Source organism: Peribacillus sp. TE19612 (assembly GCF_056279465.1).
In genome coordinates this window covers 88,374-104,455 of record NZ_JBWCCL010000012.1, presented here as the reverse complement: position 1 = coordinate 104,455, position 16,082 = coordinate 88,374, and the positions used below count along the sequence as shown (strand labels likewise).

General features: G+C 42.0%; 19 protein-coding genes. 2 read left to right on the top strand and 17 right to left on the bottom strand.

The window, feature by feature from the left end; all coding sequences use genetic code 11:
- The 11 genes from ACZ9AO_RS20220 to ACZ9AO_RS20170 all read right to left on the bottom strand — a co-directional run bounded on the left by ACZ9AO_RS20220 (position 1) and on the right by ACZ9AO_RS20170 (position 8,596).
- A complete protein-coding gene (locus ACZ9AO_RS20220) occupies positions 1-411 on the bottom strand; it encodes a DUF4064 domain-containing protein (protein WP_251539823.1) in 411 nt (136 codons plus the stop codon).
- Positions 412-554: 143 nt separating this feature from the next.
- Complete coding sequence (locus tag ACZ9AO_RS20215) at positions 555-728, bottom strand: hypothetical protein (RefSeq protein WP_153246136.1); 174 nt, start codon at positions 726-728, stop codon at positions 555-557.
- Positions 729-913: 185 nt separating this feature from the next.
- A complete protein-coding gene (gene cobA, locus ACZ9AO_RS20210) occupies positions 914-2,359 on the bottom strand; it encodes a uroporphyrinogen-III C-methyltransferase (protein WP_476110072.1) in 1,446 nt (481 codons plus the stop codon).
- A 13-nt stretch (positions 2,360-2,372) separates the two neighbouring features.
- A complete protein-coding gene (locus ACZ9AO_RS20205) occupies positions 2,373-3,188 on the bottom strand; it encodes a uroporphyrinogen-III synthase (RefSeq protein ID WP_476110070.1) in 816 nt (271 codons plus the stop codon).
- A gap of 378 nt (positions 3,189-3,566) precedes the next feature.
- The gene (locus ACZ9AO_RS20200) at positions 3,567-3,848 is read right to left on the bottom strand and encodes a hypothetical protein (RefSeq protein WP_251539827.1); all 282 of its coding nucleotides are present in this window, start codon (positions 3,846-3,848) and stop codon (positions 3,567-3,569) included.
- A gap of 130 nt (positions 3,849-3,978) precedes the next feature.
- Positions 3,979-4,689, bottom strand: a complete 711-nt coding sequence (locus tag ACZ9AO_RS20195) for a DsbA family oxidoreductase (RefSeq protein ID WP_095394304.1) — start codon at positions 4,687-4,689, stop codon at positions 3,979-3,981.
- Between the two features lie 74 nt (positions 4,690-4,763).
- Complete coding sequence (locus ACZ9AO_RS20190; protein WP_251539828.1) at positions 4,764-5,219, bottom strand: RrF2 family transcriptional regulator; 456 nt, start codon at positions 5,217-5,219, stop codon at positions 4,764-4,766.
- Positions 5,220-5,413: 194 nt separating this feature from the next.
- Positions 5,414-6,178 (bottom strand): TIGR03943 family putative permease subunit, encoded by a 765-nt coding sequence (locus tag ACZ9AO_RS20185; protein ID WP_063594433.1) that lies wholly within the window; start codon positions 6,176-6,178, stop codon positions 5,414-5,416.
- Positions 6,178-7,188, bottom strand: coding sequence for a permease (locus tag ACZ9AO_RS20180; protein ID WP_476110066.1), 1,011 nt, complete (start codon positions 7,186-7,188; stop codon positions 6,178-6,180). Before ACZ9AO_RS20180 ends, ACZ9AO_RS20185 begins: the two co-directional genes overlap by 1 nt.
- Before the next feature lie 116 nt (positions 7,189-7,304).
- The gene (locus tag ACZ9AO_RS20175) at positions 7,305-7,814 is read right to left on the bottom strand and encodes a YdeI/OmpD-associated family protein (RefSeq protein WP_251539849.1); all 510 of its coding nucleotides are present in this window, start codon (positions 7,812-7,814) and stop codon (positions 7,305-7,307) included.
- A gap of 26 nt (positions 7,815-7,840) precedes the next feature.
- Positions 7,841-8,596 (bottom strand): SDR family NAD(P)-dependent oxidoreductase, encoded by a 756-nt coding sequence (locus ACZ9AO_RS20170; protein WP_251539830.1) that lies wholly within the window; start codon positions 8,594-8,596, stop codon positions 7,841-7,843.
- A gap of 353 nt (positions 8,597-8,949) precedes the next feature.
- Between ACZ9AO_RS20170 and ACZ9AO_RS20165 the strand changes: the two genes are divergently transcribed.
- Complete coding sequence (locus ACZ9AO_RS20165; protein ID WP_251539831.1) at positions 8,950-9,546, top strand: TetR/AcrR family transcriptional regulator; 597 nt, start codon at positions 8,950-8,952, stop codon at positions 9,544-9,546.
- A gap of 302 nt (positions 9,547-9,848) precedes the next feature.
- Entirely contained in the window at positions 9,849-10,352 is a 504-nt protein-coding gene (locus ACZ9AO_RS20160) for a DinB family protein (protein ID WP_057276759.1), read from the top strand.
- A gap of 171 nt (positions 10,353-10,523) precedes the next feature.
- Here the strand turns inward: ACZ9AO_RS20160 and ACZ9AO_RS20155 are convergent, their stop codons facing one another.
- The 6 genes from ACZ9AO_RS20155 to phnM form a co-directional block, all read right to left on the bottom strand.
- Positions 10,524-11,336: a PhnE/PtxC family ABC transporter permease gene (locus ACZ9AO_RS20155; protein WP_251544342.1), complete on the bottom strand. Its 813-nt coding sequence runs from the start codon at positions 11,334-11,336 to the stop codon at positions 10,524-10,526.
- 59 nt (positions 11,337-11,395) lie between these two features.
- Entirely contained in the window at positions 11,396-12,181 is a 786-nt protein-coding gene (locus ACZ9AO_RS20150) for a PhnE/PtxC family ABC transporter permease (protein ID WP_048685583.1), read from the bottom strand.
- The gene (gene phnC, locus ACZ9AO_RS20145) at positions 12,171-12,959 is read right to left on the bottom strand and encodes a phosphonate ABC transporter ATP-binding protein (RefSeq protein WP_048685586.1); all 789 of its coding nucleotides are present in this window, start codon (positions 12,957-12,959) and stop codon (positions 12,171-12,173) included. The genes ACZ9AO_RS20150 and phnC overlap by 11 nt, the downstream gene beginning before the upstream one ends.
- 27 nt (positions 12,960-12,986) lie before the next feature.
- Positions 12,987-14,021 carry a PhnD/SsuA/transferrin family substrate-binding protein gene (locus ACZ9AO_RS20140; protein ID WP_476110062.1) on the bottom strand — a complete coding sequence of 345 codons (1,035 nt, stop codon included), beginning with the start codon at positions 14,019-14,021 and terminating at the stop codon, positions 12,987-12,989.
- A 127-nt stretch (positions 14,022-14,148) separates the two neighbouring features.
- Entirely contained in the window at positions 14,149-14,862 is a 714-nt protein-coding gene (locus ACZ9AO_RS20135; protein ID WP_251544327.1) for a phosphonate C-P lyase system protein PhnL, read from the bottom strand.
- 22 nt (positions 14,863-14,884) lie between these two features.
- The gene (gene phnM / locus ACZ9AO_RS20130; RefSeq protein ID WP_251544330.1) at positions 14,885-16,063 is read right to left on the bottom strand and encodes a phosphonate metabolism protein PhnM; all 1,179 of its coding nucleotides are present in this window, start codon (positions 16,061-16,063) and stop codon (positions 14,885-14,887) included.
- Between the last annotated feature and the right edge of the window lie 19 nt (positions 16,064-16,082).

Genomic DNA, 16,082 nt, shown 5'->3' with positions numbered 1-16,082 from the left:
TCATTCGATCACTTCCACCGTTTCCCTCGGCTTCCTTACAAGGCACATGATACCCGGTATGATGAAGAAGATAAGCGGCCAAACATGAAAAATCGTCAGAATGCCCGTAATGATCAATAAGATTCCGGCTCCCTTCGCCTTGCCGCCCTTTAATAGAAAGATAGCGATCAAACCGCCTGCCAAGGCAATGAACAGCGATATGATCCCCACCCAAAGCATGCCCATGAATAACTTGATTGACATATCTACCTCAGACGAGGAAAACTCAGAATCTGACATTAATGAGTAGTCCATCATTTCTTTCAAATCGATACTGTTGAGATAGACGGCCGCTATGATCGTCACGATTAAAAAAATCGCAGCGATACTCACGCCTATGATACTTAATACGTATTCCCATGTCCGTTTCATTTACTTCGCCTCCCTGGAAAAGTCACGTATATATAATACCCAATCTGTGAAGGAATAAAAGACTTTTATTCCTTACTCCTCAAAGTTGAGTGTCCATTTGGTGAATTCGTCCAAATCCGTTTAACGCTCCCCCTGCCTCGCCCTCATTCATCCTTCTTTTTCAATCGTTCATGTAATTCATCTCTTTTATTTTCCAGGTTATTCATTTTTGTCATATGCTTTATAAAGAAACGGACCGCCTTCACAACCATAAAGAATAACAGAACAAGTAGGGCAAGGTAGAATAATTGCCATAAAATATCACCAATATTAAACATGAAGTCACCTCCTGTCCTTGAATGAATTCCGGCCAATAAAAGCAGTAAGTGAGGGCTTTTCGTACTCCGTGATGTCCCGTAATTAAATGATAACACGATTGGCCCCAACACTGAACGCCAACAATATTAATAGAAGGTGAATAACGACGCCCTCCAAAGGAAATAGACTCTGTTTTTATCAGAGTCTAACAAACATTCCTATTCACGATCAAATCCACCAATTGTTCGACAGACGGTTCTTTCGGCATCATATCAGATGTAAATCCATAGTCTTGAAGTCTATTGCCGGTACTTTCCCCGATCACCCCGATGGAGGCTTGTTTTAGCAGCGCTTCAACATCCACGTCTGCCTTGTTCCCATATTGCATCAGCATATCGACTGAATGCCGATTCGAAAATAGTACCGTTCCTACAGCTTTCCCATCCAGCATTCTCGGAAAGATTTCAAGGAATCTTTCATCGACAAATTTAGCGATTGATTGAATATAGTCTCCGTCCCCATGTGCCGGATCTCTAAGATCTCTATTTCGATCCCCAACAACTAACAGTGTTCCGGTATCCGGCATCCCGGATTTGAGCTCGGCCGTCAGACCCCGTTGCTGTAAAGCCTTTTTCGATTTCCTTGATAACACATATAGTTTTGAAGAAATCCGACGGAAATCAATAGCTTGTTCAATGAGTGAATCCAAGAATCCATGGACACTTTCAGGCGAGGTGAAGAGAATTCGATCATACGAAAGAAAAGCGAGCAGCTGACTTTCTTCTATTTTCACTTTTGCCGCATTCCATTTAGGAAACTCGATAACTTCGCCGCCAAGTTCATACAGGGCTTCCGCCAAGGCACTTTTTGCCGTCCCCGTCCGGGCCACTAAAAACCGTTGTCCATAAAGCGGCTTCCTTTCGAACCATTGCAGTTTTCCCCTTAGTGAAATGATATCCCCGACCAAGGTGATTGCAGGATTGCCAAGCGACCTTCCACTTACCCGTTCGACGATATCATCCAAGGTCCCCTCGACACTTTCCTGTCTTCCATAAGTGCCCCATTGAATGACGAGTGCCGGTGTATTCCCTGGCTTTCCATGATTGATCAAATTCCCGCGGATAGACGGAAGGTTGGCCACACCCATATAAAAGGCAACCGTATCTATACTCACAAGCCCATTCCAATCTATATCCTTCTTCGTTTGGTCATGGCCCGTCACCATCGCAAAGGAACGTCCGTAATCCCGATGTGTGACGGGGACTCCTGCGTACATGGATGCAGCAATGCTGGACGTAACCCCCGGAATGACTTCGAATGGGATTCCCTCATCTTTCAACGATTCCGCTTCCTCCCCGACTCTTCCAAAAACGGCAGGATCACCGCCTTTCAAACGGACGACCCGATGCCCTTCCAGTGCTTTGGAAACAAGCAGCTCATTGATTTCCCCTTGGCTGATGCCAGTAGCATAAGGTGTCTTGCCACAATATATCAATTCACAATCGAAGGCGGCAGCCTCCAACAGTTTGGGATTTAGCAACCTATCATATAAAATGACATCCGCTTTTTCAATCGCTTTTTGGCCTTTTACGGTAATCAGGCCTTCATCACCCGGACCTGCACCAACAAAATAAACCTTGCCCTTGGTCATGCCGCACTCACCCCTATCTGCTTGCCATTCCCTGATAATATTTCACCAGCTCCACCATCGCACTGCCCATCCGTTGATCTTCAGGATATATAACCCGCTCAATCCCTTCATCGATCACCACCTGCGCCGTTACCTTTCCGACCGCAAGAGCAATTACATCTGATGCAAACAGGCCGACTATCTTATCCTCCACGCCTTGTTCACGGACAAATCTCATTAAATTTCGCGGCTGGGGTGCACTCGTGAACACAACCGAATCGATTTTGCCTTCAAGGATTTCTTGGATCAGCTGCTGCATCGTTTCTTTTTCAGGCGCTATATGTTCATATGGCAGGATTTCTTTATGTTCCACTTTTTGTTCATCCAGCCAATTCATCAAAAGAGGCGCCGGATCGCCGTGAAGCTGCAAAGCGGCCTTTACACCTCCAGGCAGATGGCCTTCCAGATTGCGAACAAGCCCTGCCGTACTGCCATCATCATCACGGATTAATGGCTGCAGGCCAAGCTTTTTCAGCATATTCACCGTTTTATAGCCCCTAGCTGCAATTTTCATAGACTGCAAAGCCTCTATGAAACGATCTCCCGCTTCCATCTTCACTGCCGTTTTATATAATAATTCCGTCCCCACTCCCGTCGTGAGAATTATCCAATCGAACTCCCCTGCCATCAACCGGGTGACATCCTCTTCCAAATGGGAATCATCAAGGAAAACCGTCCCCTGTGCCGGGCGAACAAGCGGGACTCCCCCAAGATTTTGAACGATTTTACTAAGTTCTTCCGTCTTCCGTGCCCCCAATAAAGCAACGGTCCTGCCATCAAGCTTACTCATCCATGCCCCTCCTATATGTACATTCAATTAAATCCATCTCACCCATTATACAAATTTTCAGTCTTTGAAACTATAAAAAACTGATTCCATATCAAAAACAACGCTTTTTCTTTCTTTTATTTTATATAAATTTAGTGGAAAGATGGATTAGCAGCATTTTGCTTTTCATAAGTCCCGCCCTCATAAGTTTGGAGCAAATACTCTTTAGTTTTGGGCTTTTACTCGTGAGTTTGGAGCAGATACTCGTGAGTTTTGGGCTTTTACTCGTGAGTTTCCAAAAAAGCAAAACATGGCCTGCTTCAATTCCCTCATCTTATCTTTTCAGCCAGTACAAAAAAGCTGCCTTCAGGACAGCAATTTTCAATGATTTTGCCTTTGTTAATTCTTATTTATCGCCCTTTGGGCAATATGCTCCTGTTCTTTTTTTACAAAAACATCATATTGAGTGGTTTCATGGCGATTCTGAAAGTTTTCAGTGCCTAAATTCATAGGAGTTTTCGTTTTGAATGGTATCCCTTCCCTTTCCAGTTTCGCAACCGCCTTATAATAATTTTCATTCCCGAATGCTGTATAAATACATGTCCAATTTTTATAGGAAATTAGTTTGGCAATTACTGCACATGCAATCACGAAGACTAGTATTCCAATCATTGTATACATCTTTTAACTCCCTTTCATTTCGGACTTTTTTTGGAAAAGCCACCCTGTACACTATATTCTTTGCCATACATGACATTTCCTTTTTAAGTAAAAAAAGGAGACCCCAGTTTGAGGTCTCCTTCTTCATCTTCTATTTTTCCTTTACGTTACAAGAACCGTCCGTACAAGCGTCGCCTGTTGCTGGATCATTCACGATCGTAAGCGGATTTTCCTCAGCCCATACTTTTTTTAGCGTATCGAGGAATGCTTCCGTTGGCTGGGCGCCGGAGATTCCATATTTGCGATTAATGACGAAGAATGGGACACCTGTAATTCCAAGCAGGCTTCCTTCTTGCTCATTTCCCCTAACCTCTGCCGTGAATGCCGTTCCTGCCAGCATGGACTCCGTCTCGGACTTTTCAAGGCCAACCTCTTCAGCCAAACTTGCCAATGTAGCGTGATCGCCAATATGTTTGCCTTCCGTAAAGTAAGCTTTAAATAGTCGTTCATTCATTTCTTTCTCTTTACCTTTTGATTCAGCAAAGTGCATCAAGCGGTGTGCATCGAACGAATTCGTTAAGACCACTTTGTCCAAATGATAATCGAGTCCCAATTCTTTAGCCTGTTGAGTCAGGTTTTGGCTGTTCGCTTCCACCTGCGCTTGAGACATGCCGTATTTCTTGGCCAGCATTTCATTTTGAGTCATATTGATATCCCGCTCAGCCTCTGGGTTCAACTCAAAACTGCGAAATGAGACCTCTACCTGATCTTTATTTTCAAACTGCTTTAAAGCCTCTTCGAATCGACGCTTACCTATATAACAGAACGGACATTGATAATCCGACCAAATTTCCACCTTCATGTAAATACCTCCTCATTTTAAATGCAATTGCATTAAGCACATTATATAATCCTGGGTATCCTCTTGCAAGGATATTAGCCCAGACACTCGTTTTCAAAATTGGTGAAGTCGACTTTTTTCATGAATTCTTCCAAGGTATAGCCCTTTAGCAGGCGCAATGTTTCCTTTTCGGCTTCGTTCATGATTTCCTCCAAAGCCGTATCCAGCTGTTTCCCAATCTCTCCGCATTCGCTCGTTTCCATACAAACAAGACATTCCGGCCGTACCGCTTGATACACATCGGCCAAAGTAAGCTGAGAGGCAGGCACCTTCAAACTATAACCGCCTTCCCGTCCTTCCTTTGTTTCGACGATCCCCGCAGCTGCAAGCTGTGCCATCACCCTTCTTAAAAAAGTGGCGTGTGACTTCACCTTTAAGGCGATTGCCGAACTTGTCAGGAGCTTTTCGCTTTGTGCGAGACAAACCAAAGAGTGAACGGCAATGGCAAACCGCGGCGGTCCAATTTGATTGTTTCGATTACTTGAAGACAAGATTATCCCCCCTTACACTCTTATCCATGGTAAGGCCATTATACTATGTTACTTGCTCCCGAACAAATGCCGCCGTTTCTCGATTTTTTCGACTGCAGCGCACGATTTTACGTCCGTTTCCGGGTTCCGCTAAATAATATCCCCCTTTCGGCACCGAAACCCGGCAAAGTATCCTTTTGCCGGGTTTTCCAATACTACTGAATGATTTGTACATTTTCATATAAATAAGCTTCTTCCGGTGCCTTTATTTTCTTCGAATCTTTTAAATCGATCACCGGTACGGGTTCCCCTTTATAGCTTCCTTTTTTTAATGTCCCTGTAATCGTATACCAATCATTCGTCTTCATTCCTTCCACATTCCCGTTGACCATATATCCGTATAACGTCGCATCGACCACACAGCAGGACATGGAGAGGCGGGAGATGGCCATTTGTTTTTTCGTAAATGTATCCTCACGGTATATGAATCCGGAAATCTCTATTTCCTTCCCCTCGATCGTATCGAGGTTGTTCAGTAAATCATCCAGTACTTCAAAATAATTATCATCGGTTACGGAGATTTTCTCCCCATTCGCATGTTTCCCTGAATCATATGAACTTACCATCTGTGCCTGCTGCTTCGCCATCCCCCTTTTCGCCAGCACTTCCCCGCTTAATGTAAAGTCGGTCAGGATGAAGCCCAGAAGAATCGGAAGGAAGAACAAACTATATTTCAGGACCAGTGCGGAGGAGGAAGACTCCCCATTCGATCCGCAATCACAATGTTGTTCACCCTGTTTTTGTTTTTTCATTCGGAGCAGGCTGATCACTAAAAAAGCAAAAAGTGCCGCCAATGCATATGGGACCATCTTGGGTGCAATCAATTTCGTTAAATATCCTGAAACATACAATTTAAAGATCATGAGGCCCAATCCCAGCAGCAGCAACCCTTCAAGTCTTTGGATAAAAAAACGTTTCATCAGAAGCCCCCCTTACTGATCAATCCGCCTGCAATCAGGCATAGGCTGAAGACGACTGCGAAAATAAGCAGGACATACGTGACGACGAAGCTCCGTTTAAAACAGGACATCATGATCAAAACATTTTTCAGATCCAGCATGGGACCAAATACAAGGAATCCCAGTATCGAGCCTGGCAGAAAACTATGGGAAAAGGAGGCCGCTACGAATGCATCAGCTGATGAACAGAGTGAAAGCACAAACGCAATTCCCATCATCAACGCCGTGCCTTTTATTGGCGCCTGACCAATATCGGCCATAACGGACCGATCCATGAACACCTGAAATAGACTGGCAAACAAGGCCCCGAGGATAAAGTATCTGCCGACCATAAAAAACTCCTGCGAAGTATGATCAATGAAGCTTGTCCATTTACTGGACTGAATATTATGTTCATGCCCTTGTATCAGTTCCACCTTGTCCTCTTTCACCACATCTTTTGTGCTGAATATATGAATGAATAAACCTGCGATTATGGCCGTCAGGACACAAAGGATGATTCTTCCATATAGAATGGACGGATTATTTTGGAACGCATAATAAGTTGAGCCAAACACGATGACATTCAATATTGGGGCTGTTACGAGCAAGACCACACCTGCATGGACCGGGACACCCTTTTGAATCAATCTCCGGACGACCGGGATGATTGCACATTCGCAAACCGGAATGATCAGCGCCGCCGCTATCGCGGCAAAAATGGCCGTCAGGGGTCTTTTGGGTATCATCCGCTGAATGATTTCTTCACTGATGAACAACTGGATGAATGATGAAGCAATGGCCCCGAGGAACAGGAAAGGAATCGATTCTAAAAACAATCCCAAAAACACGACGAACACAGAGTGAAGCATCGGGTAGTCGGAGAAATCAATCGCTTTGGGAATGAACACATCGCCTAGAAAAAAGAATGCCAGCAGCAAAAACAGCAGAATCAATAACAGCAAATTTCCCGTGTAGCGTTTCAAAAGCATATTTAACCACCTCGCAAATCATAATAATTACGATTTAAGTTTGGATTCGGTCTAGTATATGCTTTTGATAGGGTGAACAGAACAGAAAAAAAGAGAATGGAAGACATTTCCCCCCCTCATTTATTCCTTCGATATAGATCCCTGCTCTTGTAACCTTCTCCTAAAATCGTTTTCATTTCCTGGCGCCGTTTCACTTGTGTCGCCTCTTGTTTTGCACTATACACGTAACGGGCCCAATCCTTGCGATACCCTGGCGTAAGTGATTGATAGAACGCAAGCAAATCAGGGGAGTCCTGCAAATCTTTCTCAATTTCAGAAATCATGCCGATATAATCATCTACTGATTGGCTTGCTTTGGTAGATGGACGGTTTCTATTTTTTGAGTCTACTTTCATTCCGACTACCGTAAAGACATCATCCAACCCAACCATACGCGCAAACTTCAGGTCACTCGAGCCGACATACCCTTCATCATCCGCACCAAGGCCCTGCATCAGATCATTACGATGAATATATGTAGCATATTTTTTATTCCCCTTCTTGGGGTACGCCAAAAATATATAGCCGTTTTTACTTAAATGATTTTTCTCAATCACCTTATCCACGATTATCTTTAAAGAATCCATATCCAATACAAAGGCAAATCATCCGCTTAACGTAATTTAATGGAACCGCCATCCACCATGATTGTTTGACCAGTAATATAATCAGAATCCTCACTTGCCAAGAATACAGCTGTACGTCCGATGTCACTTTCAAGCTCACCAAGTCTTCTTAGCGGAATTTTCGCAAGCATTTTTTGATAATATTCTGGTTGCTCCTCTGCCCATTGAAGCATGCCTGGTGATTTGGCAATCGGTGAAATGATATTGACATTGATGCCGAATGGACCGAATTCATTTGCGGCAACACGGGTAATTCCACGGATTGCTTCTTTTGCTGCTGCATACGAACCTTGATTGACATCACCATTGATCCCGGCACCTGATGCAAAGTTGATGATTTTGCCCTGTGTTTCTTTTAAATAAGGCAACGCAGCCTGCATGAAGTAGAAGGTTGGATAGAATCCGGTATTAAAGGATAAATCCAATTCTTTTTGTGTTGTGTCAGCAATGGAAGCCATTCTTGATGCGTGTGCATTATTTACCAAAATATCAATTTTCCCGAATTTATCAGCCACTTCTTTAACGATTGAAGCCAATTTGTCAAGCTCTGTAAGATTAGCTTGGATGAATATGGATTCTGGTTGATATGCTTGTAATTCCTTTATGGTTTGGTTCCCAAGCTCTTCATTTAAATCGATGATCGCCACTTTTGCTCCTTCTTTAACAAAAGCCATGGCCATACCTTTACCAATACCGCCAGCAGCCCCAGTGATGATAGCGGTTTTCCCTTGAAGTCTACTCATTTTTCTATCCCCTTTTTAATACATGTATTTTTTGAAATGCTATGAAATGCTATGAAATGCTCCTCTATGCATATTTTTATATCCGTATCATGAATATGCACATTAGCATGAACCCATAATATAAAACGTTGACTTGTAAGTCAATCAAAAAAGTATTTGCTGAAGAACGAGGATATCCTCCCTTTTCTATCGAAATAAGTTAGTGAATGTTAAAAAGCCCCATCACTATTTTTTTTGATAAACTTATATGGTAGAGTGTTTATGAAACGGAAAAATTTCGTAACCGGTCTTTTTTTTAAAATAAGCCCATTGCAACAATGATGAAATATTATTCAGCAAGTGAGGAATCAACGATGGCTCCAAAAAACGATGAACAATTTAAGATAATCCGAGATCAACGCTATGAAGAAATCAGCAGTGCTGCACTGAAGATTTTTGCACGCAAGGGCTTTGCTGCAACGAAAATCAGCGATATTACTTCATCCGTGAATTTAAGTCATGGACTGTTTTACCATTACTTCAAATCAAAAGAGAATATTTACGTTTCCATTATCTTGAACGTACTGGATATGTTTATCGAAACAGTGAATGAAGCGGAAAATAGAAAAGGCACACCGTGGGATCAACTGGTTTGGTTCACTGAACTTACTTTTTCCGGTTCACCAGAGGAAGCCTTGGACCGCCGTGTTCTTGTTATTGAAGCTCAACATTCTGACACGCTATCCAGTGAGATTAAACAAGAATTGAATCAAAAGTATGCCGCAGCCATGAGAGGGATTGCCCGTATTATCAGTAAAGGACAGCAGGATGGAATTTTTGTGGATGGTGATCCATTGGAACTGGCCATTTACTTCATTTCACTTAATCAAGGACTTTTATTATGGAATTCAAAAGATATCCATCCCATTAAGGTTTCCGTTAACCAAGTAATGCGTCAATTACAGGCATAAACTTAAGTAATGTGCATAGGCATTAGGGTAACAACGCTCCTGAAATAATGATTCTCCTGGAAATACAGACCTGACTCCAGCTCTGTATTTCTTCCTCAAAATTATGAATACCAATGAAACATTAGAAACCATGCTTCAAAACATAGTGTCACACTCCTTCAATCATCATGAATCCACTTTAAATCAGGTGTATTTTCCGTAGTTTTTATGCATTCTTTATGCAATCAGATATCCCTTTTTTTTTCCTAGATCAAAAAATTCAGTGATGCTTTCATATGAAGTGTCACAAAAGGGGAGTTCTCATGAATTATATCGAGTATGATTTGCTATTTGAATCAAGAAAACAGTTAATTGAGGAAATTACGGAGTTGGATGAAAAAACGCTCCACCATAAGCCTGTGCCTGAAGTATGGAACATCGCCCAAATTTGCCATCATTTATATCTTACGGAGCAGGTTTTTACCGAAGTTATAGCAAATGGCATTCGGGAAAGGGATTTTAATAATATCATTCAAAAAAACATTTACTTCGTTACTGATAGAACAAGGAAATTCTCATCCCCTGAGGCCATTTCACCCTCTTCAGCCCCATTTCAATTATCGAGCCTCATGGATTTGCTGGCAGAATCAAGGGATCGATTATTACAGGTTCTTTATGATATGGATTCAGATATCCTGTTAAATAGAAAGAAAGCCAAACATCCCCTGTTCGGGGACCTCTCATTGGATCAATGGATTGAGTTATTATCCTTACATGAACAAAGGCATATCAAACAGATTCAAGAAATAAAGACCGCCCTTATATAAGCCTTTCATGACAAATTAGATAATCAGCCGGAGACTTTTTAAACAAAACAAAGAGACCACGTCATTTTGTGGTCTTTTTTCATGCATGCTATGAAACGAACGTGACTGTCGGGGGCTGCACCAAGTTGATAGATTGGCAGAGCCCCTATTTCCCTAACCAGCATTCTAGTATCAAGATGATACTTTTAGTTTCCTTTTGATTTGTGTTGCGAAGATTTCAAGACAGATTGCGATGATCAGGATAAAATAAGTGATTGCTCCAATTTCACTCAAGTCAAAGTAAAATCCACTTGCCATGAACATATCGAAGCCGATTCCTCCTGCGCCTGCCGCTGCGCCCATTGCGACCGCCACTGCAAAATTGATTTCAAAGCGCATGAAGGTCCACGAAATGATATAAGTGATCGAAGATGGAATGATGACTTGGAACACGATCTGCCACCAATTCGCTCCGCTTGCTTGCAGGGCCTCTATAGCTCCTTTATCAATTTCCTCGAAGGATTCCGAGTAGGCCTTCACAAGGTAACTTATGGAGTGAAACGTCATCCCTATAACGGCCGCTACACTGCCCAGCCCTGCTGCGACTGCAAAAATGAGGACCCATAACACGGTAGGAACGGCTCTAATCAGGGCAACCGATCCCTTTATGATAATCGATAATGGCTTGGACGAGATATTTCCAGCCGCTAAAAGTCCCAACATCAGGGCAATGATCGCACCAAATATTGTTGTCAAGAAGGCTAAACCTAGTGTAATCGACACCTGATAAAGCGCTTGTGAAAAGGTAAAGTGCTTCAGATGCGGTTCAAAAAACATGGTCTTCAAATTGTCGGCAGTCAATGACAGCGCGTCCCACAGTTTAACATCCTTATAATCAAAACTGGAAAAAGCGTATATGGTCAAAACTGCCAGTACCAGCATACTTAACCTAATCGCGATTGAAGCTTTCGAGAAGGGCTTTTTCGATAATCGTTCAAGTAGCATTTTATCTAAATCCTGGCCAGTAGGAGCAGGAAATGGTTTGATTGGACCTTCTGCCTGCATTATAAAATCACCCTCCTCACATAATTTGAGATCAATTCAATAGATAATATCGAAATGATGATCGTAATGACGACAAGGCTGGCAATGTCATAACTCAAGTTTTTATAGTACAGATTAAACGTAAAACCAATGCCCGATCCTGTAAGCAGCCCGACCAATGTTGCATTCCTGATATTCGTTTCAATCATAAAAAGTACCCAGCTGATCATTTGCGGAATTGTCGAAGGAATAACAGACTGCGAAATGACGGTTAGATAACTTGCGCCGGTTGTCTGCAAAGCTTCTACAGAGCTTGAACTCACTTCATCAATCGTTTCAATAAAAGCTCTTGTTAAAAAACCGAAAGATCCGAAAAACAAGGCAAAATAACCAGTCAAGGAACTTTGTCCAAATGAGAATAGCAGAACTAATGCCCATATTGAGACATCAATATTTCTAAATAAAACGGCTATCCCACGGCTAAAACCTCCAAAAAATGCATTCACCCTTGTCGTATTGGAACCCAATATCGCAAATACAAAGGCCAATATTCCCGCTAATGTGGTTGCAGCAACGGATATTAAAAGTGTTTCTTTCAGCTTTACCAAAATGTCTGGGAGTTTGGCAAGGGAATCCTTTGTTGGATAGAAATTCGATAACGACCATTGTATGGCCTTAGGAACCGAAGTAACCCCTTTTGCTATGCTGAATTCTGTAATGATGATGGAAATTGCCGTCGCAGCCCCAATAAGCAAAAACAATAGTAGTGAATTTCTTCTCTTTTTTGCAAAAACATCAGCCGGCATGGGAACCTCCCAAATCAAAAATCAACTTTCCTTCATCTGATCCATAGATCTGATGGATATCATTTGAGGTTATATTTTGAGTTGTGCCATTGAAAACAACCTTGCCGCTATTCACACCGATGATTCGATCCGAATACTTAAGGGCAACATCGACTTGATGCAGGTTGACCACTACTGTGATTCCCATGGAAGTGCAGATATCCCTTAAATGGTCCATGATCACTTTGGAAGAATTCGGATCAAGAGAGGCAATCGGTTCATCGCATAATAGCAATTTAGGATTTTGGATAAGCGCCCGTGCAATGCCAACCCGTTGCTTCTGTCCTCCGCTCAACTGATCGGACCTTTTATAGATTAGATCTTCAAGACCGAGAATTTGGAGCAATTTAGCAGCCTGAAGTTTCTCCTCTTCACTATAAAGCCCAAGGATTCCAGCCAATGTAGATTTATAGCCTAATCGTCCATGCAGGGTATTTTCAATCACACTTAATCTATTTACGAGATTGTAATGTTGAAAAACCATCCCTATTTTCCTGCGTACTTTCTTTAACTCCCTTTTATTCACCTTGTATACATGATCATTATCAAAAATGATTTCTCCGCTAGAAGCATCGATCATCCTGTTGATGCATCGAAGGAGAGTTGATTTCCCTGCTCCGGATGGCCCTATGATCGAAACGAACTCTCCTTCTTTCACAGTGAAGTCAATATTGGATAACGCCTTTGTACCATTTCCAAAATGTTTTGAGACATTTTTCACTTCCAATAATGTTTTCATGTATGATCCTCCTACAAATTACTGCCTTTATTTAGATAATTCCCGAATTGGATTGAACCAGTCATCCTCGACTTCTACCAATCTTTCTTTTCCGCTCACCCGTTTAAATAGACCTGATAACTTAGAATCTTCCGGTACAAAAACTTTTTCGTTATTAGCTATTTCATCAGACATCAACGTTTCAAGAATTTTTTCACGTGTTTCCTCACTGACTAATTCGGTGTTAACAACGAAAAGTGCATTCAAAACTGGAGTCACTGAAATGAGTGAGAATGTCTTACCCACAACTGTGTTGAAGGGTTCAGCTGCATCCTTCTTTACCTTATACACAGCACCTGCTTTATTCTCTTCCCCATCAGCCAGCTCCACATAATTATTGACACATGTATCACAAAAAGCTGCCACTTCCGCTTTCCCTGTCAAAAGATTTACAGCCGAACCTTGGTGTGAACCGCCATAAAGCACTTCACTGAAGAATTTATCTTTCCCGCCTTCCAATAAATCCTCGGCCTTTAATTCCTTGAATTTATCTTGCTGTGAAAAATAATCAACGATTCCGGTGGAAGGAACTTTGAAGCCGGATGTAGAGCTATTTGATACGAAAGAGAACTTTTTCCCTTGGATACCGTCTATTTTGTATTCGCCGTTCATTTTATAGTCATCTACATTTTGGACAGCCAGCCAGCTATTATAGACTGCATCATCCAACGTACCTGATTCACCGCTTGGAACAACCAGGGGTTGAACACTATCGTTTTTGTTGTTTGCTTCAATATATCCTTGTGCACCCAGGAATGCTAAATCTGCGTTTCCATTAGCAATGGCCTCGATTGCAATGTTATAATCCGTAGTTGTCTTATGTTTGACTTTCTTTCCTGTGGCATCTTCCAAGATCTTCCCGATTTCATCGCGGGCTTCCCCTAAATCTTCCCCGGATTCATTTGGCAGCCATGCTACGGTCAATGTATCATCTTCATTTGCACCTGTTGAACTACTAGAAGAACAGCCTGTGAACACCAGTAAAATAACTAACATCAATATGGACATCATCGATTTTTTCACGTTAAATCTCCCCTCCAATTAAAAGATCATTTCTCATTACAGCCACTTCACATATAACCATACCGGTACAATACTAACCTGCCATTAAGGGGGCTGAATATTCAGTAAAGTTTATGTGAATTCATCGTTAAATTTTTTGAATAGTTTGAGTAAAACAGCCATTCTGCATGCTATATTCTCTAGTTACTAACCGATTCATGAACTCCAAGTCATGAAAAATGCCCAGCATTGTCGTTCCTTCATTCATTAGCTGTTCCATCAGGGTTTTCACCTTCACTTTAGAATCTTGATCCAAACTTGCTGTCGGTTCATCCAACAGGAGGAGCCGCGGCCTTTTCACCATTGCTCTTGCAATATTTAACCTTAGCTTCTCTCCTCCTGAAAAAGTAGCAGGGTAACTGTCCCATAGCTCTTTTCCTATTTCAAAGTGGCCGAGGATTTTTTCTGTTTCGATATTGGCCATTTCCCTGTTTTGTCCCATTTCAAAGATGGCCCCAGTAACGAGCTGCCTTGCTGTCGTTCTTGGCATGACATTTAAAAATTGGGATACATAGCCTATCTCATGCTTACGCAGGTAAATCATTTCCCTTTCTGTTGCTTTTGCTAGATTAATCGCACCAAAGCGGGAAGAGTCATACCAGATGTCTCCTTCTTGAACCCGATAAGTACCATAAATCGATTTTAGGATCGTTGATTTTCCGCTGCCGCTCTTGCCTGTAATGCCAATGAATTCGCCTTTTTTCACGGTGATCGTAATATTGCTGACCGCATGGATATTCTTGCGTTGATTATGTAAAATAAAAGACTTGGATAAATCATTGATCTCCAATATGTTCTCCACTTTGCCACCCGCTTTCTAGAATTTATATCCTGTAATTCGTTTTTTGAATCAATTTCCCATCTACAATCACAGTTGTTATTACAGGGAAATCACCAGAAATTTTTTCAATAATAAGTATGTCAGCCTTTTTCCCTTCGCGAATCGATCCAATTTCGTCCTCCATCTTGACTGCCTTTGCGGGATTAATCGTAACCAGCTTGAGCATATCGACAAGATCCATCCCATGGTTTTCGACTAATTCAAACATTGAATGGAGAAGGGCTGAAGGGTAATAATCACTGCATAATATGTCTATGCTTCCATCCTGAATGGCTTCAGAGGCACTTAAGTTCCCGCTGTGAGAACCTCCCAAAAGCACATTTGGTGCACCGGCTATAGTATACATCCCCATATCATGGGCCTTACGGGCAATCTCAAGTGTGATTGGAAATTCACTTATACTCGTTCCAAAGCTGTGAACCAATTCAAGCTTCTCTATTGAATCATCATCATGTGAGGCAACGGCAATATTGTTTTCTCTTGCGAGCAGTGCGATCTCCTTCATTCTTTCAATCGTCAGCTTTTCTTTCACTTGATGAGTCCGGATCATGACATCAATGGCTTCATCACTATAATCGTTATACCCTCTTAAAGTGTTTCGATAAATCTCTAGATGCCGATACTGTCCTTGTCCTGGAGTGTGGTCCATGAATGAGACCAGATGCACTTTCTTTTCTAAAACATATTCTCTTAGACTATCAATATCATCCAAATTATCGATTTCATAACGTGCATGAAACCGGTGACGCACTAGGTGCTTCATCCTATGTGTTTGATCGATCAAATCAATAAGCTTTCTTACATTCTCCGGCTCCCGAATGGGCTTATATGCGTATTCAGTGGATTTATAGAGCGATAGAGAGTGAAACATGGTCGTAATCCCGTGCGTAATCAATTCCTTTTCCGTTTCTCTTAAGCTCAAATTAAAATTCATTAAAGAAGTCGGGCGCGGCGCAGTCATATGTTCAATATAATCTGAATGGAGATCAATGAAACCTGGTGAAACATATCCGCCCATAGCGTCCAGCACTTCCATCCCAGGACTTCTCTCGATTTCTCCCACAGGTGCAATCCGGCAAATTCTATCATCCTTAATAAAGAGATCATGGTCCATCAGGATCGAGTCTTCCGTTATTATTTTTCCATTTTTAATCAGTAACAATGTCTCTTCCCCCATTTTC